17 protein-coding genes and 1 tRNA gene are annotated in these 20,837 nt (G+C 73.6%); 4 read left to right on the plus strand and 14 right to left on the minus strand.

What is annotated here, in order from left to right; translation table 11 throughout:
• Nucleotides 1-83 precede the first annotated feature (83 nt).
• Both argS and ACFVHI_RS07900 read right to left on the minus strand, forming a co-directional pair.
• Nucleotides 84-1,745 carry an arginine--tRNA ligase gene (argS, locus tag ACFVHI_RS07895; RefSeq protein ID WP_380336763.1) on the minus strand — a complete coding sequence of 554 codons (1,662 nt, stop codon included), beginning with the start codon at nucleotides 1,743-1,745 and terminating at the stop codon, nucleotides 84-86.
• Nucleotides 1,746-1,829: 84 nt separating this feature from the next.
• Nucleotides 1,830-2,249 carry a PleD family two-component system response regulator gene (locus ACFVHI_RS07900; protein WP_063347820.1) on the minus strand — a complete coding sequence of 140 codons (420 nt, stop codon included), beginning with the start codon at nucleotides 2,247-2,249 and terminating at the stop codon, nucleotides 1,830-1,832.
• A 197-nt stretch (nucleotides 2,250-2,446) separates the two neighbouring features.
• Between ACFVHI_RS07900 and ACFVHI_RS07905 the strand changes: the two genes are divergently transcribed.
• Nucleotides 2,447-2,518 (plus strand) — tRNA-Arg (locus ACFVHI_RS07905).
• A 109-nt stretch (nucleotides 2,519-2,627) separates the two neighbouring features.
• On the opposite strand, the gene ACFVHI_RS07910 is transcribed toward ACFVHI_RS07905, so the two are convergent.
• The 4 genes from ACFVHI_RS07910 to ACFVHI_RS07925 form a co-directional block, all read right to left on the minus strand.
• The gene (locus ACFVHI_RS07910; RefSeq protein WP_380336766.1) at nucleotides 2,628-3,656 is read right to left on the minus strand and encodes a trypsin-like serine peptidase; all 1,029 of its coding nucleotides are present in this window, start codon (nucleotides 3,654-3,656) and stop codon (nucleotides 2,628-2,630) included.
• Nucleotides 3,657-3,772: 116 nt separating this feature from the next.
• Nucleotides 3,773-4,690 (minus strand): carbohydrate kinase family protein, encoded by a 918-nt coding sequence (locus tag ACFVHI_RS07915; protein WP_380336769.1) that lies wholly within the window; start codon nucleotides 4,688-4,690, stop codon nucleotides 3,773-3,775.
• A gap of 81 nt (nucleotides 4,691-4,771) precedes the next feature.
• Nucleotides 4,772-6,214 carry an MFS transporter gene (locus tag ACFVHI_RS07920; RefSeq protein ID WP_380336830.1) on the minus strand — a complete coding sequence of 481 codons (1,443 nt, stop codon included), beginning with the start codon at nucleotides 6,212-6,214 and terminating at the stop codon, nucleotides 4,772-4,774.
• Between the two features lie 263 nt (nucleotides 6,215-6,477).
• Nucleotides 6,478-8,184 carry a DUF885 domain-containing protein gene (locus ACFVHI_RS07925; protein ID WP_063347822.1) on the minus strand — a complete coding sequence of 569 codons (1,707 nt, stop codon included), beginning with the start codon at nucleotides 8,182-8,184 and terminating at the stop codon, nucleotides 6,478-6,480.
• Nucleotides 8,185-8,346: 162 nt separating this feature from the next.
• Here ACFVHI_RS07925 and ACFVHI_RS07930 point away from each other — a divergent pair, with 162 nt between their 5' ends.
• Entirely contained in the window at nucleotides 8,347-9,102 is a 756-nt protein-coding gene (locus tag ACFVHI_RS07930; protein ID WP_380336772.1) for a TetR/AcrR family transcriptional regulator, read from the plus strand.
• A gap of 51 nt (nucleotides 9,103-9,153) precedes the next feature.
• Here ACFVHI_RS07930 and ACFVHI_RS07935 read toward each other — a convergent pair whose 3' ends face one another.
• From ACFVHI_RS07935 to ACFVHI_RS07970, 8 genes are all read right to left on the minus strand, one after another.
• Nucleotides 9,154-10,005 (minus strand): fumarylacetoacetate hydrolase family protein, encoded by an 852-nt coding sequence (locus tag ACFVHI_RS07935; RefSeq protein WP_380336775.1) that lies wholly within the window; start codon nucleotides 10,003-10,005, stop codon nucleotides 9,154-9,156.
• 207 nt (nucleotides 10,006-10,212) lie between these two features.
• Nucleotides 10,213-11,421, minus strand: coding sequence for a serine/threonine-protein kinase (locus tag ACFVHI_RS07940; protein WP_380336778.1), 1,209 nt, complete (start codon nucleotides 11,419-11,421; stop codon nucleotides 10,213-10,215).
• Nucleotides 11,422-11,519: 98 nt separating this feature from the next.
• Nucleotides 11,520-12,503 (minus strand): ABC transporter substrate-binding protein, encoded by a 984-nt coding sequence (locus ACFVHI_RS07945; RefSeq protein ID WP_380336781.1) that lies wholly within the window; start codon nucleotides 12,501-12,503, stop codon nucleotides 11,520-11,522.
• Between the two features lie 77 nt (nucleotides 12,504-12,580).
• A complete protein-coding gene (locus ACFVHI_RS07950; protein WP_063347826.1) occupies nucleotides 12,581-13,372 on the minus strand; it encodes an amino acid ABC transporter ATP-binding protein in 792 nt (263 codons plus the stop codon).
• The gene (locus tag ACFVHI_RS07955) at nucleotides 13,369-14,472 is read right to left on the minus strand and encodes an amino acid ABC transporter permease (protein ID WP_380336784.1); all 1,104 of its coding nucleotides are present in this window, start codon (nucleotides 14,470-14,472) and stop codon (nucleotides 13,369-13,371) included. Before ACFVHI_RS07955 ends, ACFVHI_RS07950 begins: the two co-directional genes overlap by 4 nt.
• Before the next feature lie 28 nt (nucleotides 14,473-14,500).
• Nucleotides 14,501-15,451 (minus strand): ABC transporter substrate-binding protein, encoded by a 951-nt coding sequence (locus ACFVHI_RS07960; RefSeq protein WP_380336787.1) that lies wholly within the window; start codon nucleotides 15,449-15,451, stop codon nucleotides 14,501-14,503.
• A 10-nt stretch (nucleotides 15,452-15,461) separates the two neighbouring features.
• Nucleotides 15,462-15,974: a GNAT family N-acetyltransferase gene (locus ACFVHI_RS07965; protein WP_380336790.1), complete on the minus strand. Its 513-nt coding sequence runs from the start codon at nucleotides 15,972-15,974 to the stop codon at nucleotides 15,462-15,464.
• Nucleotides 15,971-17,131: an LLM class flavin-dependent oxidoreductase gene (locus tag ACFVHI_RS07970; RefSeq protein WP_380336793.1), complete on the minus strand. Its 1,161-nt coding sequence runs from the start codon at nucleotides 17,129-17,131 to the stop codon at nucleotides 15,971-15,973. Before ACFVHI_RS07970 ends, ACFVHI_RS07965 begins: the two co-directional genes overlap by 4 nt.
• A gap of 664 nt (nucleotides 17,132-17,795) precedes the next feature.
• Between ACFVHI_RS07970 and ACFVHI_RS07975 the strand changes: the two genes are divergently transcribed.
• Together ACFVHI_RS07975 and ACFVHI_RS07980 are read left to right on the plus strand one after the other, a co-directional pair.
• The gene (locus ACFVHI_RS07975; RefSeq protein ID WP_380336796.1) at nucleotides 17,796-18,779 is read left to right on the plus strand and encodes an amino acid ABC transporter permease; all 984 of its coding nucleotides are present in this window, start codon (nucleotides 17,796-17,798) and stop codon (nucleotides 18,777-18,779) included.
• Nucleotides 18,776-20,827 (plus strand): FAD/NAD(P)-binding protein, encoded by a 2,052-nt coding sequence (locus ACFVHI_RS07980; protein WP_380336798.1) that lies wholly within the window; start codon nucleotides 18,776-18,778, stop codon nucleotides 20,825-20,827. The genes ACFVHI_RS07975 and ACFVHI_RS07980 overlap by 4 nt, the downstream gene beginning before the upstream one ends.
• Nucleotides 20,828-20,837 lie beyond the last annotated feature (10 nt).

Consider the following 20,837-nt stretch of genomic DNA (forward strand, 5'->3'; position numbering starts at 1 on the left):
CCTGCTTCCTTGACCTATGGCGAGGGGCGGCGACGGTCTCCGTTGACCGTCAGCCGCCCCCGCTGCGCACTTGGGGGTGGTGCCTACATCCGCTCGGGCGCCGTGACGCCCAGGAGCGTCAGGCCGTTGGCCATCACCGTTCGCGTGGCCTCGACCAGCCAGAGCCGGGCGCGGTGCGTGTCCGTGAGCTCCTCGTCGCCCTTGGGCAGGAACATGCAGTTCTCGTACAGGCGGTGGTACTTGCCCGCCAGGTCCTCCAGGTAGCGGGCGACCCGGTGCGGCTCGCGCAGCTCGCCGGCCGTGGCCAGGATCCGCGGGAACTCGCCGAGGGCACCGAGGATGTCGTTCTCCCACACGGTGGCGAGCAGCTCGGGCTTGAAGTCCTGCGCCGCGCCCTTGTCGACACCGAGCTGCGCGGCCTTGCGGGCCACACCGCACATCCGGGTGTGCGCGTACTGGACGTAGTAGACCGGGTTCTCGTTGGACTGGCTGGTCAGCACGTTGATGTCGAGCGTGATGGTGGAGTCCGTGGGGGACCGCGTCAGGGTGTAGCGGGCGGCGTCCACGCCGATCCACTCGATCACGTCGTCGATCGTGATGATGTTGCCGGCCCGCTTGGACATGCGGACCTCTTCGCCGTCGCGAAGCATCTTCACGAACTGGCCGATCTTGACCTCGATGTTGCGGTCCATGTCGTCGCCCGCGCAGGCCACGATGGCCTTCAGCCGGTTGACGTAGCCGTGGTGGTCGGCGCCCAGCATGTAGACGGAGACCTCGGCACCGCGGTCCCGCTTCGACAGGTAGTACGCGGCGTCGGCGGCGAAGTAGGTGGTCTCGCCGTCGGCCTTGACCAGGACGCGGTCCTTGTCGTCGCCGAAGTCGGTGGTGCGCAGGAAGACCGCGCCGTCCTGCTCGAAGACGTGGCCCTGCTCGCGCAGCCGGTCCATGGCCTTCTCGACCGCGCCGGAGTCGTGCAGCGACTTCTCCGAGAACCAGACGTCGAAGTGGGTGCCGAACTCCTGCATCGAGCGCTGGATCTCGGCCACCATGAGCTTGAGGCCCTCGGCGCGGAAGGCCTCCAGCTGCTCGGCGTCGGGCAGGTCGAGCACGCCCGGGACGCCGTCGGTGATGGCCTTGGCGATGTCGCCGATGTACTCGCCCACGTAGCCGTCGGCGGGGACGGGCTGACCGTTCGCGGCGGCCTTCAGCGAGCCGGCGAACTTGGAGATCTGCACGCCGGCGTCGTTCAGGTAGTACTCGGTGGTGACGTCGGCGCCGCTGGCCCGCAGCACGCGCGCCAGCGAGTCGCCGACGGCGGCCCAGCGGACGCCGCCGATGTGGATCGGGCCGGTCGGGTTGGCGGAGACGAACTCCAGGTTGATCTTCAGGCCCTTGAGCGCCTCGTTGCGTCCGTAGGCCTCGCCCGTCTCGACGATGGTGCGCGCCAGCGCGCCCTGGGTCGCGGCGTCCATGGTGATGTTCAGGAAGCCCGGCCCGGCGATGTCGACCTTGGCGACGCCGGTGATCCCTCGCAGGCGGTCGGCCAGCAGTTCCGCCACGGCTCGCGGCGGGCGGCCGGCCGCCTTGGCGAGCTGGAGGGCCACGTTGATCGCGTAGTCGCCGTGGTCCCTGTTCTTGGGTCGCTCGACCGTCACGTGCTCGGGCACGGCGACGGTCAGCTCGCCCGCCTCGACGGCGGCGCTCACTGCGGCCTGGACTGCCTGGGAAAGCTCTGCGGGTGTCACGACGCCAAGCGTAGGCGAGACGGGGTACCCGCCCGCCACCCGGTTTGCCGGTCGGGACGCCCGCGGGCGCTCCCGTCAGCGGTGTCAGCCTCGATCCGTCCGCTCTGTTCGCTCAGGGCGAAACCCGCTCGGCTGTCCGCCCAGGGTCATCAGCCGCCGCACCAGCGCCACCAGATCGGCCGGGTCGAAGGGCTTGCCGAGGTAGCCGTCCACCCCGACGGCCTCCCCCAGGTCCAGATCGGCCGGGGTGCAGGCGCTCACGATCGCGATCGGCAGCCGGCTGGTCCCCGGGGTCGCGCGCAGCCGGGCCGCCGTCCGCAGGCCGTCCAGGCGCGGCATCATCACGTCCAGCGTCACCACGTCCGGCTTCACCCGGCGGACCACCTCCAGGCACTCGGCGCCGTCGGCGGCGGTCACCACCTCGAAGCCCTCAAGCTCCAGGTTGACCCTGATCAGCTGGCGGATCACCTCGCTGTCGTCCACCACGAGGACCCGCCCGGACACTCCCGACACCTCACCGAGGGTATCGGCGCCCCCGCCGCCCCGTCCGGCCTTTGGGCACTTCCACCACCCCCGCCGCCCGCCGCCGGCGCACCCCGCACCCGCGCCGGCACCCCTGCCGCAAACCCGTGCACGGACCACGCCCCGAGCCTGGTAGTGTTCTTCACGTCGGAGGCCGAAACGCCGACGACATCGAGCAGGCCCCCGTAGCTCAGGGGATAGAGCACCGCCCTCCGGAGGCGGGTGCGTAGGTTCGAATCCTACCGGGGGCACTTCGCAAGAAGTGCAACTGAGGCCCAGATCAGTGGAGTTGATCCACGGATCTGGGCCTTCGTCATGTCCGGGCCCGGTCGGCGGCGCGCGCTGCGGGCCCGACCGGGCTCAGGACGAGGTGCCCTCGACCTGGGAGACCAGCCCGGCGATGGTGTGGTCGAAGTAGGCGCTGTAGGACACGTCGTCGCTGTCGCCGCCCTGCTGGTAGCCGCCGATGGCGCCGACCACGTCGCCGGTGGCGACGTTGATCCAGGGGCCGCCGCTGGTGCCGGACGGGTAGGCGGGGCAGTCGATGACGCGCTGGTAGGTGCTCTGCCGGCCGGTGGTGTTGGTGCACAGGATGGGCTCCTCGGCGTCGCCGGGGTAGCCGTAGAGGCGGACGGTGGCGCCGAAGGGCTCGTCGGCGCCGAGCCGGTTGCCGCCGACCACGTCCTCGACGTTGCGGCCGTTGTTCGGGGCCGTCTCCAGGATGGCGAAGTCCTCGTCCTGGTCGCCCTTCTGGGACCAGCCGGTGGTGGTGTGGACCGCGGTGACCTGCCAGCTGCCGTACGGGGCGGAGCCGTCCCGGTAGCCGGGGACGAAGGTGACGCCGCCGGCGCTGCCGAGGCAGTGCGCGGCGGTCAGCAGCAGGTTGCCGCCGGGACTGTGCAGCACGCTGGCGGTGCAGAAGTGGTTGCCGGCCGCCGCGGCGCCGCTGAACAGCGCGCCCACGGTGGCCGCTTCGGGGGTGGCGGCGGCGGTGGCGGTGGTGCCGAGGACGACGCCGCGGGTGTCGGGGGTGGCCGGCGCGGAGGGCGTCGGGGTGGCCGCCGGGGCGCTGCCCGGGTCGGCGCTCGCGCCGGCGCCCGCACTGCCGGTCGGGCCGTCCGTCGGGGCGGCGGAGGGGCTGTCGGTCGGAGCGGGGGCGTCGACCGGTGCGGGTGCGGCGGGCGCCTCGGACGCGGGCGCGGTCGCGGCCGGCGCGACGGCGGCCCGGGAGCTGCGGGCCGCCTTCCCGGCGGCCGTCGCGTCGGACAGGCTCAGCCCGTGCGTGCCGGTGACCACGGCGGCCACCACCACCGCCGAGAGCGCGGTGAACAGGGTCGGCCCCAGAAGGCTGCGGCGGCGGCGCGACGTCGGGCGGCTGTGCTGACCCATGTCTGTCTCTCCTGCCAGTGATCGACGGCTTCCCGGGGGCTGCGTGCGATCAACGACTATGCCGCTTCAGCCTGGAAAGGTCGTTACCGGTGGCTGGGATATCCATGAGAAAAAGCTCACCCGTCGGCGCGTAAGCGGTCCAGCGCGCTCCCCAGTTCCTCGGCCCCGATGAAGGCGGTGTGCGTCCCGGCGACGGTGCAGGTGAAGGCACCGGCGACCGAGCCGGCCCGGGCGCACTCCAGCGGCGGGCGGCCCCGGAACCAGGAGGCGAGGAAGCCCGCGACGAAGGCGTCCCCGGCGCCGTTGGTGTCCACCACCGGGCGGCCCGGGTCGACGGCCGGCAGGTGGCGCACCTCGTCGTCGTCCCGGGTGAGCAGGTAGCAGCCGTCGGCGCCCGCGGTGGCGGTGACGACACCGGCGCGGCCCTCGGCGAGGATCGCGCGCATCACCTGCTCGTGCCGGCCGCGGCAGCCGGCCACCGAGAGGAACACCAGGTCCGAGCCGAGCGCGTAGTCGCGGTGGTGCGGGTTGCTGCCGTCCCAGTCGTGCAGGTCGGTGGAGGTGGTGCGGCCGAGCCGGTGGAGGTCGGCGTACATGTCCCGGTTGACGCCGGTGATGGAGAGGTGGACGTGCCGGCTGCGCCGCGCGTACGGCAGGTAGAACTCGGGCGGCAGCCGCAGGTCGGCGGGGTGGCGGCCGTCGAAGAAGGAGAACCGGCGGCCGGCGGCGTCCACCAGGTTGACCCCGCGCGGGGTGCCGTGCGGGCTCACCAGGTGCGCGAAGTGCAGGCCGTGGTGCTCGTAGGAGGCGCGGACCAGGGCGCCCTGCGGGTCGTCGCCGAGGAAGTCGAGGAAGGCGGTGCGCAGGCCGAGGCGGTGGGCGCCGAGGGCGACGCCGTTGCCGGTGTGGCCGACGTAGTCGCGGACGGGTCCGACGAACAGCGAGTCGCCGGGCGGGACCTCCAGCCGGTCCACCCGGACGATGGTGTCGACGCCGGAGCCGCCGACGACGAGCAGGTCGAACTCGGGCAGCACGACGGCGCCTCCTTGGTCCCTGGACGGTGGCCAGGAGTCAAGCAGGCGCCGGAGGTTGACTGCAAGGTCTTGCTGAAAATTTCAGGGTTCTCGTCGGGGCTCTGCCGGGACGGCCGGGTGGGCCCCCGCCTGCACCTCGACCGGGGCGACGGTCGTCACGGCGGGCGCCGGCCGGTGGTCGATCACCCGGAAGGCGATCAGCGCGGCCAGCAGCAGGACGCCCGTCGACACCCAGTTCGCGACCACGTAGCCGTGCACCGTGGCCTGGGCCCGCACCACCGGCGACGAGGCGATCCGGGTGGCCAGGAACGACGCGGTGGCACTGGCCGCGACCGTGTTCAGCAGCGCCGTGCCGAACGAACCGCCCACCTGCTGGGCCGAGTTGATGGTGGCCGAGGCCGCGCCCGCCTCGCGCGGGGAGACCCCGAGGGTGGCCAGGTTCATCGACGGCATGAAGACCAGGCCCATGCCGGAGCCGAGCAGCAGTTCGGCGGGCAGCACCGTGCCGGCCCACGGGCTGTCCACCGTCATCCGGGTCAGCCAGGCCATGCCGGCCGCGGCGAGCAGCAGCCCGGGGCAGACCAGGTTCCGGGTCGGCACCCTGGTCATCAGCCGGGCCGCGAAGCCGGTCGAGCTGAGCACGATGGCGGCCGTCATGGGCAGGAAGGAGACGCCCGACAGCACCGGCGAGAAGTGCTTGATGACCTGGAGGTAGTAGGTGAGGAAGAGGAACAGGCCGAACATGCCGATCATGGCCAGGCCGACCGAGAGGGCGGCGCCGCCGCGGTTGCGGTCGGCGACGATGTGCAGCGGCAGCAGCGGGTGCGCGGTGCGCCTCTCGACCAGGACGAACACCGCGAGCAGCGCCAGGCCGAGGGCCAGCGAGCCGAGCACCAGCCCGTCGCCCCAGGTCCGGGTGACGGCCTCGGAGGTGCCGAAGACGATCGCCAGCAGGCCGCCGCAGCCGAGCAGCGCGCCGGGCAGGTCGAGCCGGACCCGGCGCCCCCCGGCGGCGTCGTCGCGCTCCAGGAGGCAGGTGGCCGCGAGGGCCGCGGCGGCGGCGATCGGGACGTTGACGAACAGGCACCAGCGCCAGTCCAGGTACTCGGTCAGCAGCCCGCCCAGGATCAGGCCGAGTGCGGAGCCGCCGGCGGCGATCGCGCCGAAGACGCCGAAGGCCGTACTGCGCTCCTTGGGGTCCGTGAAGGTGGTGGAGAGCAGCCCCAGGGCCGAGGGGGCGAGCAGGGCGCTGAACCCGCCCTGGAGGGCGCGGGCGCCGAAGAGCATGGCCGGGCCGTCCGCCGAGCCGCCGAGGGCGGAGGCGGCGGCGAAACCCAGCAGGCCGACGGTGAAGACGCGTTTGCGGCCGAAGAGGTCGCCCAGCCGTCCGCCGAGCAGCAGCAGGCCGCCGAAGGCGAGCGTGTAGGCGGTGATCACCCATTGCCGGTCGGCGTCGGAGATGCCCAGGTCCCGCTGGGCCGACGGCAGCGCGATGTTCACGATGGTGACGTCGAGGACGATCATGAGCTGGGCGACGGCGATGACCGCCAGCGCCCACCAGCGGCGGCTGTCCGCGTTCTCATGACCGGTGGCGGTTCGCGCAGACACTGGTCAGCCTTCCGGAGGGGTACGGAGGGGTCACGCAGTCGGGGAAGTCACGCAGTCGCCTTCAAGCGAAGCTCCCGCACGGACGGATGGCAAGGAAAAACCTCACCAAATCGACCTTTTCGGGCCAAAGGACCAGCGGCCCCGGGACTCGCGGACGAGACCCGGGGCCGGCGGCCGCCCTACAGTGCGGACAGCTCCTCGACCAGGTCGTCCAGCCCCAGCGAGCCCTGCGAGAGCGCCGCCATGTGCCAGGCCTTGAGGTCGAACTCCTCGCCGCGCGCCTCGTGCGCCGCCCGCGCCGCCGCCCGGCCGCGCAGCCAGGCGCGCTCGCCCAGCTTGTAGCCGATCGCCTGGCCGGGCATGCCCAGGTAGCGGACCAGCTCGCTGTCCAGGTAGTCGGGGGTCAGGCCGCAGTACCGGCCGAAGAACTCCCGGGCCGCCTCCGGGCTGACCGGCTCGCCCGGCAGGTACGGGGAGTCGGCCGGGAAGTCCAGGCCCGCGTGCATGCCGATGTCGACGATCACCCGCAGCGCGCGCATCATCTGCGCGTTGAGGTAGCCGAGGCGGTGGCCCGGGTCGGTGAGGTAGCCGAGCTCGTCCATCAGGCGCTCGGCGTACAGCGCCCAGCCCTCCAGGTTGGCGCTCACCCCGCCCAGGCTGACCTGGTAGGTGGAGAGCCGGTCCGCGACGTAGTTCCACTGCGCGAGCTGCAGGTGGTGGCCCGGAACGCCCTCGTGGTACCAGGTGGAGACCAGGTCCCAGACCGGGAAGCGCTCCCGGCCGAGCGCCGGCAGCCAGGTCCGCCCGGGGCGGCTGAAGTCCAGCGAGGGCGCGCTGTAGTACGGCGCGGCCGCACTGCCGGGCGGGGCGATCCTCGACTCGACCCGGGTGATCGGCTCGGCCAGGTCGAAGTGGGTGCCCTGGAGGTCCCGGACCGCCTGGTCCATCAGCTCCTGGAGGTACACCCGGGTGGCCTCGGCGCCCTCCACGGCCGGGCCGTCCGCCTCCAGCCACTTCATCGCCGCCATCGGGCCGGCGCCGGGGCGGACCTTCTCGGCCTCGGCCTCCATCTGCGCGAGCAGGTCGCGGAACTCGCCCCAGGCCCATGCGTAGGCCTCGTCCAGGTCCAGGTCGGAGCCGGTCCAGAAGCGGACGAAGCGGCGGTAGCGCTCGCGGCCGGTGGTGTCGGAGGTGTCGGCGGCGGCCGGGCCGTAGACGTCGCGCAGCCAGTCGCGCAGGGCGGCCAGCGCCTCCCCGGCGGCCAGCGCGGGCCCGGACAGCTCGGCGCGCAGGCCCTCCGGCGCGCCCTGGACGAACGCGCCGAACCAGCCGCCGGGCACGTCCCCCTCCAGCCACTCGCCGAGCTGCCCGACCACGGTGGCCACCTGGCGCGGGCCGGACAGCAGGCCGCGCTCGATGCCGGCGGCCAGCGTCTCCCGGTACTGCGCCAGCGCGAGCGGCACGCGGGCCAGCCGGCGGCCGACCACCTGCCACTCGGCCTCGGTGTCCGTCCCCATCAGGGTGAAGACGTCCCGGACCTCGTGCACCGGGGAGCCCAGGTTGCGCACCGCGCGGAAGTTCTCCCCGGCCTCGTGGACGGCGAGGGAGGCGGTCAGCCGCTCGCGCAGCAGGCGGGCGCAGCGGCGCTCCGCCTCGTCCTGCGCGGCGTCGGAGCGTTCGGCCTCGGCGAGGGCCGCCAGGGTGCGGCGGCCGAGGTCGGCGATCGCCTCGGCGCCGGCCGGCGAGAGGTCGGGCAGCCGGTCGTCCTCGGGGCTGAACCCCAGGTAGACCGCGGTCAGCGGGTCGAGTTCGGCCAGGGCCCGGACGTAACCGTCGGCGACGCGGCGCGGGGTGGTGGCGTCGGAGGTGATCAGTTCTTCAACCATTCGGACATCATGGCGTGGCGGGGGCCGATTGCAAGCCTTTACCGGGCGATCGGTGACATGCACCGGCCGACCGCCGCCGGGCGGACCCACGCAAACACACGTTCGGGAAACCGCCGCGCGCGACAGGATCCGATCGGGCCCACGCCCATTACGCTGACCGCCATGGAAGCCCGCCCCGCCACGGCAACCGACCAGGTGCCCGCCCCGGCCGCACCCGGCCCCCGCCCGCGCCGCACCGGCTACCGGCGGCTGCCGGTGCAGCAGCGCCGCGAACAGCTGATCGCGGTCGCCCTGGAACTGTTCGCCGCCCGGCCGCCCGAGGAGGTGGGCCTGGACGACGTCGCCGAGGCCGCCGGGGCCTCCCGCCCGCTGGTCTACCGCTACTTCGCGGGCGGCAAGCAGCAGTTGTACGAGGCCGCGCTGCGCAGCGCTGCCGACGAGCTGACCAGCCGCTTCACCGTCCCGCTGGCCGGGACCCCGTCCGAGCAGCTGGCGGCCGTCCTGGACGGCTACTTCGCCTTCGTGGCCGAGCACGACGCCGGCTACTCGGCGTTGCTGCGCGGCGGTTCGGTGGTGGAGACGGCCCGCACCTCGGCGATCGTCGACGACGTCCGGCGGGCGGCGCTCAAGCGGACCCTGCGGCACCTCGGCGTGCGGGAGGCCGGGCCCCGGCTGACACTGCTGGTGCGCTCGTGGATCGCGGTGGTCGAGGGCGCGTCGCTGACCTGGCTGGACGAGGGGCGCACGCTGCCGGTGGGCGAGCTGCGCGACTGGCTGGTGGACCAGTTCACGGCGATGGCGGCGGCGACCGCGCTGCACGACCCGCAGACCGCGCAGGTGCTGGCCGTGCTGCTCGCGCTGGAGGGGCCGCAGGCGTCGCGGGCCGAGCGGCTGCGCGAGGTGCTGGCGGCCCGGTGACCCGACCCCCGTGCCCGGGGTCGGGGCGGCCGGTGCCGCGCCGGCAGGGCGTTACGCCTTGCCGAGCACCTGCCGCTGGCGGCCGAGGCCCTCGATCTCGATCTCGACGATGTCGCCCGGGGCCAGGAACGGCGTGCCGGGGTGGCCCAGGGTGACGCCGGCCGGGGTGCCGGTGACGATCACGTCGCCCGGCTCCAGGACCATGAACTGGCTGACGTAGCGGACCAGTTCGAGCACCGGGAAGATCATCTTGCCGGTGTTGCCGTCCTGCCGCAGGCCGCCGTTGACCCACAGCCGCAGCGGCAGCTGCTGCGGGTCGGCCACCTCGTCCGCGGTGACCAGCCAGGGCCCCAGCGGGGTGAAGGTCTCCGCCGACTTGCCCTTGTCCCACTGGCCGCCGCGCTCGAACTGGAAGGCCCGTTCGGTGACGTCGTTGGCGATCGTGTAGCCGGCGATCACCGCCGCGGCCTCCTCGTGCCCGGCCAGGTAGCGGGCGGTGCGGCCGATCACGACGGCCAGCTCGGCCTCGTAGTCGGTCTTCTCGCCGCCGCGCGGCACCAGCACCTCGTCGTACGGGCCGACCACGGTGCAGCTCGGCTTGAGGAAGATCACCGGCTCGTCCGGGGGCGCGACCCCGGCCTCGGCGGCGTGGTCGCGGTAGTTGAGCCCGATGCCGACCACCTTGCCCGGGCGGGCGACCGGCGCGCCCACCCGCTGCCCGGCGAGGTCCACCCGGGGCAGCGCCCCGGCGGCCACGTCCCGCGCCAGGGCGGCGGTGTCCAGCCCGGCCAGGAAGGCCCCGTCAATGTCCCGGGCACGCCCGGAGAGGTCGTACCCGATGCCGTCCTGGCCCAGCACGACCGGGCGCTCGGCGCCCGGGGGTCCGACGCGGAGGAGCTTCATCGATCCGTCACCAGCCTTTTCGTCGCAGCTCACCGGGGCGGCCGAAGACACCGCACCCGACTCTGGCAACGAGGTATATCAACGCCACCGGCCGTGAACCAGACCGTCCCGGTGGGCGGATTCCTCTCAATTCCCACAGTCGCCGCAGACGCCGAATCAGCGGCCCGCACGGTTGACAGCCTCCCGCCCGTACGGCGCCGAGGGCCCTCAGCCGCCCTGCGGACCGCCGCCGATCAGGCCGGCCAGGCTCAGCGCCCGCGGCCGGCCCGGCCCGCTCCGGGCGGCCTCCCGGTGCCAGCGGTCGAGGTCGCGCAGCGCGTCGGCCCGGACGTCCGGTTCGGCGGCCGGCTCCGCGGCCAGCTCGCGCAGCAGCGCGACGGCGGCGCCCGGGCTGCCGTCCTGGGCCAGCCACAGGGCCAGGTCGTGGCAGGTGCGCAGGGTGCGCGGGTCGGCCGGGCCGCAGATCCGGGCGAGGTCGGGGATGAGCGCGGTGAGCATCTCGACGGCCTCCCCGGGGGCGCCCTGCGCGCCGCGTAGCCAGGCCTGGTCGGCCCGGCGGCGCAGCTGCTCCGGGCTGGGGTCGTCCGGGCGGAGCACCCCGGGCCGGATCCGGCGCAGCCGTTCCAGCACCTCGGCGGCGGTGGCCGGCCGGTCCGCGGGCCGTTTGGCGAGCAGCCCGGCGACCAGGTCGGCCAGCGCCGGATCGGTACTGCGCACCCGGGGCGGGGTCTCCTCCAGGTGCTTGTACATGTACTCGGCGGCCGAGGAGGCGCGGAACGGGCGCCGCCCGGTGCAGAGTTCGTACAGCATGACGCCGAGCGCGTAGAGGTCGGCCCGACCGTCCACGGCGGCGCCGGACCAGCACTCGGGCGCCAGGTACGGGACGGTGCCGACCACGCTGCCGGTGGAGGTGAGCACCGCGGACTGGGTGAGCAACCGGGCGATGCCGAAGTCCAGCACCTTGGCCTTGCCGCCCGCGTCGACCATCACGTTCTCGGGCTTGATGTCGCGGTGGACGACGCCCGAGCGGTGCGCGGCGTCCAGCGCCTTGCAGACCTGGCGCATCCACTTCAGCGCGGCCTCCTGGTCCGGGACACCGTCCTTGAGGATGTCGGACAGGGCCCGGCCGCGGACCAGTTCCAGCACCAGGTAGTGGGTCCCCCCGGTGGCGGTCGCGACCAGGCCGTAGTCGTACACGGTCACGATGTGCGGATTGGAGAGGCCGCCGGCCGTACGGGCCTCGCGGACGAACCGCCCGACGGCCTCCCGGTCGGCGGCGTGCTCCGCCAGCAGCAGCTTGACCGCGACCTCGCGGTCGAGCCGCTGGTCGGTCGCCTTCCAGACCACCCCGAAGCCGCCCCTGCCCAGCCACTCGTCCAGCCGGTACCGGCCGTCGAGCACCTCCCCCTGCTGCATGTCCTCCCCCAAGTCCGCCGTGTCCGGGCGGTGTTCGCCGTCGGATCGGAGGGGTCACCATAGCGGCGGGGGGCGGCGAACGGGTGAACGGACGGGCCCTACGGCTTGGGCAGCCCGGGCGGGTTGACCTCGGAGGTCGGCACCGCCTCGTTGTCCAGGCCCCAGCGCTTGAGCACCTGGCTGTAACTGCCGTTCCTGATCACCTCGTTCAGCGCCCCGTTGAGCGCCTGGACCAGCCCGTTGCCCTTGCGGGTGGTCGCGGCGATCTTGCCGAGGACGTCCGCGCCGCCGCCCGAGTAGGTGCCGACGATCTCGGTCTCGCCGGTCTGCGCGACGTGGAAGGCCAGGTTGGGATTGGGGCCGACGTAGGCGTCGATCCGGCCGGAGGAGAGCGCCAGGTAGAACTCGGCGCCCTGGAAGTACTTGATGTCGATCGGCTTGAGGCCGTTCCTGGTGTTCTCCTCGCTCCAGGAGATCAGCAGCTTCTCCTGGTTGGTGCCGGAGGAGACGCCCACCGACCTGCCCGCCAGGTCCTTGGCGCCGGTGACCTTGAGGCCGCTGCCCTTCCTGGCCTCGAAGCCGAGGACGTCCAGCCGGTAGGTGGCGAAGTCGTACTTCTCCTTGCGCGCCTCGGTGACGGTGATGTTGGAGAGGCCGACGTCGTACTTGCCGCTGTCCAGGCCGACGAAGATGTTCTCCCAGGAGACCGGGTTGAACTCGACCTTGAGGCCGAGCACGTTGCCGACCAGGGTGGCGATGTCCGGCTCGACGCCGATGATGGTCCTGTCGTCGTTGGCGTAGAAGTCCAGCGGCGGGGTGGTGCCGAGGGAGTCGACGACGGCCAGGGTCCCCCTCCTCCTGATCTCCTCCGGGACGAGCGCCGCGATCGCGTCGACCTTGGCCGTGGTCACCCGGTTCTGGTCGGCCGTCAGGTTCACCACGGCGCCGTTCGGCGCGGTGCTGCCCTTGGCCGGGGCGAGTTCCGCCGTGGCCCCCGAGGACGCGCCGCCGCAGGCGGTCAGGGCGAGGGCGGCGGCGAGCGAGCCGGCGGCGGCCACGAGGGCGCGACGGGGTAGGGGCATGACGGAACTCCTGCTCGGTGAAGGGGGTTTCGGAGCGGCGGGAAGGGCTGGAGGACCTCGGCTCAGAGCACCTCGGCTCAGAGCACCTTGGCGAGGAAGGCCCGGGTGCGTTCGTGCCGGGGGCGGTCCAGGACTTCGGCCGGCGGGCCCTGCTCGACCACCACGCCGCCGTCCATGAAGACGACGGTGTCGGCGACCTCGCGGGCGAAGCCGATCTCGTGGGTGACCACGATCATGGTGGTGCCGGTCCGGGCGAGGTCCTTGATGACGTCCAGCACCTCGCCGACCAGCTCCGGGTCGAGCGCCGAGGTGGGCTCGTCGAACAGCAGCACCTTCGGCTCCAGGGCCAGCGCCCGGGCGATCGCCACCCGCTGCTGCTGGCCGCCGGAGAGCTGCCGGGGGTACGCGGCGGCCTTGTCCGCCAGCCCGACCCGCTCCAGCAGCGCCAACGCCGTCGCCCTGGCCTCGGCCCGGGGGCGGCGCAGCGCGGCGATCGGCGCCTCGACCAGGTTCTCCAGCACGGTGAGGTGCGGGAACAGGTTGAAGTTCTGGAACACGAAGCCGATGTGGGTGCGCTGGCGCAGCACCTCGCGCTCCTTGAGCTCGTACAGCCGGTCGCCGGAGCGCCGGTAGCCGATCAGCTCGCCGTCGATGGCGACGTAGCCGCCGTCGAGCTTCTCCAGGTGGTTGATCGCGCGCAGCAGCGTGGACTTGCCGGAGCCGGACGGGCCGAGCACCACGGTGACCGAGCCGGCCGGGACGTCCAGATCGAGGCCGCGCAGCACCTCCAGTGGCCCGAAGCTCTTGTGCAGGCCGCGGACCTGCACCATCGGTGCGGCCGCCGGTTCGGTCTTGGTGAGCGTGGTCATCGACGTCCTCCGGTGGTGCGGGCGGTCGCTGCGCGGGTGGTCGGCGTGCGGGTGGTCGGCGTGCGGGCGGGCAGGCTCCGGACGAAGGCCCGGGCGCGCTGGAGCGGGGTGGGCGGCGGGGTGCGCTGCGCGCCGCGGGCGAAGTAGCGCTCGACGTAGTACTGGCCGATGGACAGCACCGTGGTCAGCAGCACGTACCAGACGGTGGCGACCATCAGCAGCGGCACCACCCGGCCGGTCCGGCCGTAGACCACCTGGGCCTGGTAGAAGAGCTCGCCGATGGCCATCACGTAGACCACCGAGGTGCCCTTGAGCAGCGAGATCACCTCGTTGGCGGCGGCCGGCAGGATGCCGCGCATCGCCTGCGGCAGCACGATCCGCCAGCTCTGGCGCCAGCGCGGGATGCCGAGCGCGGTGGCGGCCTCCCGCTGGCCGGCGTCCACCGCGATGACGCCGCCGCGGATGATCTCGGCGGCGAACGCGGCCTGGTGCAGCCCGAGGCCGAGCACGGCGGCGCCGAGCGCGCTCAGCACGCCGACCGTCTCGAAGTCCCCGAAGGTCGGGCCGAACGGGATGCCGATCCCGAACCGCTTGTAGAGGTACGACAGGTTGAACCAGAACACCAGCTGGACGATCAGCGGGATCGAGCGGAACACCCACACGTACGCCCAGGCGATGGACTGGAGGATCGCGCTGCGGGACAACCGCATCGCGGCCACCACGGCGCCCAGCAGGAAGCCCAGCCCGGTGCCGTAGACGGTTAGTTCGAGGGTGCGGCCGACCGCCTGGACGATCGTGTCGGCGGTGAAGTAGAGCCGGAAGGTGGCCCAGTCCCAGCCGGGGTTGGTGGCCAGGCCGTGGGCGAACTGGGCGAGCACGACGAGGGCGGCGACCCCGATCCCCCAGCGCCAGGGGTGCCGGGCGGGGACGGCCCGCAGAGCGGCCAGTTCGTCGAGGTCCAGGCGGGGGCCGGCGCCCGGACCGGGATCGGGTCCGGTCGCCGGTGCCCGCTCGGCCCGGACCGGGGCCTGGGCCTGGGCCTGGGCCTGGGCCTGGGCTTGGGCTTGGGCTTGGGACGTCGCGGTGGTGCTGGCGGTCATCGGGAGGCTCCTTCGGCAGACCCGGGGATCACTGGTGTTCGGGCGGGCTGATCAGGGACTCCTTGATCGCCGATTCGGCGACCCCCCACTTCCTGAGGATCCGCTCGTACGTCCCGTCCTTGATCAGCTGGTTGACCGCCGCCTGGAAGGCCGGGGTGAGCTTCGAGCCCTTCTTGAACGCGAAGCCGACGTCCAGCCGGTGGAACTCGCCGAGGAAGCGCGTCCCGGAGGCCTCCTGCGCGGCCTGGTAGCGCAGGCCGTTGATGGTGGACATCAGGACGTCGACCCGGCCCTGCTGGAGGCCGGTGAGCACGGCCCCGGGGTCGCTGAACGCCTTGACCTCGTACGGCTTCTTCCCGGCGTCGGTGCAGGCGGTGCGCTTCGCGTTCAGCGTGGTCTCGAAGGTGGTGCCGGCGCCGGTGCCGATGGTCAGCCCGCAGAGCTGGAGCAGGTCGGTGACCGGCTGGACGGCCTGGTTGTCCTTGCGGACCGCGAAGCCCTGGCCGTCGTCGATGTAGGTGACGAAGTCGATGGTCTTCAACCGGGCCGTGGTGACCCCGAAGTTGCCGGTGCCGACGTCGAACTTGCCGCTGTCCAGGGCGGGCAGGATGGTCTCGAAGGCGGCCTCCTGGCGCTGCACGGTCAGCCCGAGCAGCCTGGCCACCGCATCGGTGAAGTCCACGTCGATCCCGGCCGGCTTCTTGGTGGCCTGGTCGGCGTAGAAGGCGGTGGGCGGCGAGCCGAAGGACGCGCCGAAGGTCAGCGTGCCGGCCTTGCGGACCTCCTCGGGCAGCAGCGCGGCGGCGGCGTCCGACTTCGCGAGGCCGGAGACGACGTCCTGGGAGACGGCGGTGGCGGCGGGCCCGCTCGCCCCCGCCGGGCCCGCGATCTTCGGGTCCGGGCCGCACGCGGCCAGCGCCAGCACCGGCAGCAGGGCGGTGGCCGCGAGCAGGCGGCGGCGGACGGTGGTGCTTCTCACGGGGGGCCTTTCAGGGGGTCGGAGCCAGCACCGGCAGGTGCTTCTCGAACGGGAGCGGGCCGATCGTCAGGGGGTCGGCGGCGACGTCGAACAGCGGGGTGTAGCCGGACGCCAGGTAGAGGCCCCTGGCCTCGGGCTGGCGCGGACCGGTGGTGAGGTAGATCCGGGCGTAGCCGGCGGCGGCCGCCGTCCGCTCCAGCTCGGCCAGCACCCGGCGGGCCAGGCCGCGGCGGCGGTGCGCGGAGTGCGTCCACATCCGCTTCAGCTCGGCGGTGCGCTCGTCGTACCGCTTGTACGCGCCGCCGGCGACGGGCTCGCCGTCCTCCAGCAGGAGCAGCAGGACGCCGTGCGGCTCGGCGAAGGCGTCCCGGGGGTGGCGGGTCATCTCCTGGTGCGCCTCGGGGCCGTAGCGGCTGACGTACTCGTGGGTGAGCTCGCGTAGCAGCGGCTCGACCAGCGGGTCGTCGATGGTGACCCGGCGGAACCCGGCCGCCGGGCCCGCCTCCCGGTCCGGAGCGCTCACGCCTGCACCGCGATCAGCTGGTGCCGGTCCCGCTCGGCGCGCTCGGCCACCGCCGCGGCCTTGGCGGCGTCGCGCTTGGCGACCTCCTCGCGGACGATCGGGATGACGTGGCGGCCGAAGTCGATCGCGTCGTCGAGCAGGTGGTAGCCGCGGGCGGAGAGGATGTCCACGCCGAGGTCGTAGTAGTCGAGCAGCGCCTCGGCGACCGTCTCCGGGGTGCCGACCAGGGCGTTGGAGTTGCCGGCCCCGCCGGTGGCCGCGGCGGTCGGGGTCCACAGCGCGCGGTCGTAGCGCTCGCCGGCCTCGGCGATCTCGATCAGCCGCTGGGAACCAGTGTTTTCAGGCGCTGCGGCGCCGAGCGGGCGGCCCCGGCGGACCAGTTCCCCGGACTCCCGGCGGGCCTTGATCGCGGCCACCGTCCGGTGCGCCTTCTCCCAGGCCAGTTCCTCGGTCGGCGCGATGATCGGCCGGAACGCCACCTGGATCCGCGGCACGTCGGTGCGCCCGGCGGCCCGGGCCGCCTCCTTCACCCGCTCGATCTGCTCGGCGGTGCGGGCCAGCGGCTCGCCCCACAGGCAGTAGACGTCCGCCTCGGCGCCGCCGGCCGCGTAGGCGGCGTCCGAGGAGCCGCCGAAGGAGACCCCGGGGCGCGGCTGCTGGACGGGGAAGACGTCGGAGACGAAGTCGTTGAAGCGGTAGTGGGCGCCCTCGTGGTCGAAGGGCTCCCGGCTGGTCCACGCCTTCTTGACGATGCCGATGTACTCGCGGGTGCGCTCGTAGCGCTCGTCCTTGGACAGGAAGTCGCCCTCGCGCTGCTGCTCGTGGTCGCTGCCGCCGGTGATGAAGTGGACGGTCAGCCGCCCGTCGCTGATCTGGTCCAGGGTCGCGAAGGTCTTGGCGGCGAAGGTCGGGTAGGAGACGTTCGGCCGGTGCGCCAGCAGGATCTGCAGCCGGTCCAGGTGCGAGACGAGGAAGGCCGCCGCGGCCGCGGGTTCCGGGGAGCCGGCGCCGTACGCGAAGAGCACCCGGTCCCAGCCGTGGTCCTCGTGGGCCCGGGCCAGCCGCAGGGTGTAGTCGCGGTCGAAGGCGGCGGTGGAGCGGGGGGTGGTCTCCGAGCCGTCGCCGGTGGCGGCGATACCGAGGAATTCGACGGGCATGGCGGAACCTTTCGGGGTGAGCGGAGTCCGGTGGACTGCGGGTGGGCAGGCCGGAGCCGGCCGGGGCGGGGCGGCCGTGAACACTGGTGCGCGGCGGCCGCGCCGACGGTGGGGTCGGCGCTCGCGCGGCGGGAGGAGGTGGGAGGCAGGCGTGGACGAGGGAGTACTGCCGGAGTTCAGTGCGCGGTCGTCGGACGGCAGCGTGCGCCTGGGACGCCGTCAGCTGCGGACGGCTGGTCCCGGCCCGCGGCGGGGCAGACCGAGGGAGGGCTCCCCGCGGGAGATCAGAGGGCCGGACGGGCGGCCCGCTGCCGGGTCAGCCGCAACACGCCGCGGACCACACCCGACCGAAGTCGATGTGGTCGCGGGTGACCAGGGGCTGCTCGGCGTACATGGCCTCAAGTTGAACAGCCTGCCAAGTGGTCCGTCAACCATCCATCATTGCCGCTCTGTTGCGATCTCCTGTCGCCCTGCGACCGGTCCGCGCCGGGCCCCGGTCAGGGCCCGGACCACCCTTGACAGCCGTCGATCGCGCATGCGTACGATCACGGCGGAGTGCAGTGCACAGCGCCGGCCGTGTTGAGGGACACGGGCCGGTGCGACGGCCGTACGTGACCACACCCGTACCTCCCGCCCGCCCGCACCTCCGCCAGGAGCCGCCGCCATGGCCAGCCCGCAGGACCTCCTCCCCGCCCGCTCCACGCCCACCCCCGCCGCCGCCTCCGCCTCCGACCGCCCCGGCCCGCCGCCCGACCCCGGCGCCCGGATCGTCGCCCGCCGCCGACCCGGGCAGTGGGTCTGCGCCGGGATCGCGCTGCTGCTGACCGCGATGGCCGTCAACTCCGTGGTGCGCAACAAGGCCTTCCAGTGGGACGTGGTCGCCGACTGGTTCACCGCCGGGTCGGTGCTCAACGGCCTCACCCTGACCCTCTGGCTCACCGCCGTCACCCTCGCCCTCGGCTTCGTCCTCGGCACCGGCCTCGCCGTCATGCGGATGTCCGGCAACCCGGTGCTGCGCACCCTGAGTTGGGGCTACATCTGGATCTTCCGCTCCACCCCGCCGCTGGTGCAGCTGCTGTTCTTCTTCAACATCGGCGCGCTCTACCCGACCCTCGGCCTCGGCATCCCGTTCGGCCCCGAGTTCGTCACCGTCAAGACCGTCAACCTGATCGGCCCCACCCTCACCGCCGTCATCGGCCTCACCCTGCTGGAGACCGCGTACGCCGCCGAGGTGATCCGCGGCGGCATCCTGTCCGTCGACCGCGGCCAGCTGGAGGCCGCCTCGGCGCTCGGCCTCGGCCGGTGGCGGGTGCTGCGCCGGATCGTCGTCCCGCAGGCGATGCGCTCGATCGTGCCGACCGCCGGGAACATGCTGATCAGCGCACTCAAGGGCACCAGCATCGTCAGCGTGCTGGCCGTCTCCGACCTGCTCTACTCGGTGCAGCTGGTCTACCTGCAGTCGTACCGGGTCATCCCGATGCTGGTGGTCGCCACCATCTGGTACCTGGTGGTCACCACCCTGCTGTCCGTCGGCCAGTACTACGTCGAGCGCCACTACGCCAAGGGCGCCACCCGGGACGGCCTGCCGCCCACCCCGCTCCAACGGACCCGGGCCGCCCTGCGGCGGCTGCGCGAGGTGGCGGCATGAACACCCTCGTGATCGTCGGCGCGGGCCCGCGGGGCACCGGGCTGCTGGAACGGATCGCCGCCAACGCGGCCGAACTCCTGCCCGCCGAAAGCCCGTTGCACGTCCACCTGGTCGACCCGCACCCGCCCGGCGCGGGCCGGATCTGGCGCCACGAGCAGTCCCCGCTGCTGCGGATGAACTCGATGGCCGAGGACGTCACCATGTTCACCGACGAGCGCTCGACCATCGACGGGCCGGTCCGCCCGGGCCCCTCGCTGGCCCAATGGGCGCTCCGGCGGCGGGAGTTCGCGCCCTACCGGGAGGTCGCCGACCCGGCCGTCCGGGCCGAACTGGACACCCTCGCGCCCACCGACTTCCCCACCCGCCGGGCCCAGAGCGCCTACCTGGACTGGGCGTTCCGCCGCGCCGTCGCCGACCTGCCGCCGCACGTCACGGTCACCGTGCACCGGGACACCGTCCGGCGGATCGACGGCCCGCCCGACGGCCCGCAGACCGTCCACCTCACCGGCCGGACGCTCACCGCCGACCACGTCGCCCTCACCCTCGGCCACCTCGACTCCACCCCGCACCCCCGGTACGCCGCCGACGCCGACTTCGCCGCCCGGCACGGCCGCTTCCACCTCCCGCCCGCCTACTCCGCCGACGCCGACCTGGACGGCATCGCCCCTGGCGAGCACGTCGTGCTGCGCGGCCTCGGCCTGGCCTCCGTCGACCTGGTCGCCCTGCTCACCGAAGGGCGCGGCGGCCGCTTCGAGCCCACCGGGGACGGGCTGCGCTACCGCCCGTCCGGCCGCGAACCGGTGCTGCACCTCGGATCCCGGCGCGGCGTCCCGTACCACTCCAAGACCGACTACCGACTCCAGGGGCCGCCCGCCCCGCTCCCCCGGTACTTCGACGCGGCCGCCGTGGACGCCGTCCTCGCCACCGACGGGCCGCTCGAACTCCGGCGCGACTTCTGGCCGTCGATGGCCAAGGAGACCGCCTTCGGGCACTACCACGAGCTGTTCCACGCCCACCCCGAACGCACCGCGCTGCCCTGGCCGGAGTTCCTGGCCCGGTTCGACCGGCACGACTGGTACTCCCCCGACCTGGCCGCCCTGGTCGCCGAGGCCGTACCCGACCCGGCCGACCGGATCGACTTCGAACGGCTCGACCACCCGCTGGCCGGCCTCGAACTCGGCTCCGCCGAGGAACTCCAGCAGCACCTGCGCGCCTACGTCACCGCCGACGCCGACCGCCGCGCCGACCCCGCGCACAGCGCCGACCTCGGCGCCTTCCTCGCCCTGCTCTCGCTGTTCGGCCAGCTCCCGCGCATCCTCGCGACCGGCCGGCTCACCGCCCGCTCGGTCGCCGAAGAGGTGGACGGGTGGTTCTTCGGCTACTTCAGCTACCTCGCCTCCGGCCCGCCCGGCTTCCGGCTGCGCCAGCTGCTCGCCCTGTCCGAGGCCGGGATCGTGCGCTTCCTGGGCGCGGACGTCCGGGTCGAACAGGACGAGACCACCGGCACCTGGCGGGCCGGCGGCGACACCGTGCCGGGCCACCGCATCACCGCCACCGCCCTGGTCGAGGCGTACCTGCCCAAGCACCAGCTGACCCGCACCCTCGACCCGGTGCTGCGCGAACTGCACCGCGCCGGGCGGCTCGTGGAGGAGGTGGTCGCCGACGAGGAGTACACCCACCGCTCCGGCCTGGTCACCATCGCCCCCGGCGACAGCCGACTGCTCGACCCGGCCCTGGGCGGCGCCCCGCACCCGCGGCGCACCGCACTCGGCCCGCACACCAGCCTGCGCGCCGCCGCCGCCTTCGCCCGGCCCCGCACCGATTCCCCGGGATTCCGACAGAACGACGCCGCCGCCCGCGCGCTGCTGCGGGCACTGGCCGCGCTCCCGGCCGCCGCCCCGGCGCCCGTCGTCGATCCCCCGCCCGCCCGCCGCCGCCAAGGCACCCGGCTCGCCGCGCGGTCGGCGGTCGCCGCCCCTGCTCCGCCGTGCGGTCAGCGCACCCCGCCACCGCCGCGCCCGCCCTCCGGCCGGACGAGGGGGGCCTGACGGCGGGCCT

The sequence above is a fragment of the Kitasatospora sp. NPDC127121 genome, assembly GCF_042677305.1.
Taxonomy (GTDB): Bacteria; Actinomycetota; Actinomycetes; order Streptomycetales; family Streptomycetaceae; genus Kitasatospora.

What these genes read in the sequence shown, in the direction of transcription:
- ACFVHI_RS07970 (WP_380336793.1), bottom strand. Translation starts at nt 17,131, where the DNA reads ATGCCCGTCGAATTCCTCGGTATCGCCGCCACCGGCGACGGCTCGGAG.
- ACFVHI_RS07935 (WP_380336775.1), bottom strand. Translation starts at nt 10,005, where the DNA reads ATGAAGCTCCTCCGCGTCGGACCCCCGGGCGCCGAGCGCCCGGTCGTG.
- ACFVHI_RS07930 (WP_380336772.1), top strand. Translation starts at nt 8,347, where the DNA reads ATGGAAGCCCGCCCCGCCACGGCAACCGACCAGGTGCCCGCCCCGGCC.
- ACFVHI_RS07975 (WP_380336796.1), top strand. Translation starts at nt 17,796, where the DNA reads ATGGCCAGCCCGCAGGACCTCCTCCCCGCCCGCTCCACGCCCACCCCC.
- ACFVHI_RS07955 (WP_380336784.1), bottom strand. Translation starts at nt 14,472, where the DNA reads ATGACCGCCAGCACCACCGCGACGTCCCAAGCCCAAGCCCAAGCCCAG.
- ACFVHI_RS07920 (WP_380336830.1), bottom strand. Translation starts at nt 6,214, where the DNA reads ATGATCGTCCTCGACGTCACCATCGTGAACATCGCGCTGCCGTCGGCC.
- ACFVHI_RS07925 (WP_063347822.1), bottom strand. Translation starts at nt 8,184, where the DNA reads ATGGTTGAAGAACTGATCACCTCCGACGCCACCACCCCGCGCCGCGTC.
- ACFVHI_RS07950 (WP_063347826.1), bottom strand. Translation starts at nt 13,372, where the DNA reads ATGACCACGCTCACCAAGACCGAACCGGCGGCCGCACCGATGGTGCAG.
- ACFVHI_RS07940 (WP_380336778.1), bottom strand. Translation starts at nt 11,421, where the DNA reads ATGCAGCAGGGGGAGGTGCTCGACGGCCGGTACCGGCTGGACGAGTGG.
- ACFVHI_RS07910 (WP_380336766.1), bottom strand. Translation starts at nt 3,656, where the DNA reads ATGGGTCAGCACAGCCGCCCGACGTCGCGCCGCCGCCGCAGCCTTCTG.
- ACFVHI_RS07980 (WP_380336798.1), top strand. Translation starts at nt 18,776, where the DNA reads ATGAACACCCTCGTGATCGTCGGCGCGGGCCCGCGGGGCACCGGGCTG.
- ACFVHI_RS07945 (WP_380336781.1), bottom strand. Translation starts at nt 12,503, where the DNA reads ATGCCCCTACCCCGTCGCGCCCTCGTGGCCGCCGCCGGCTCGCTCGCC.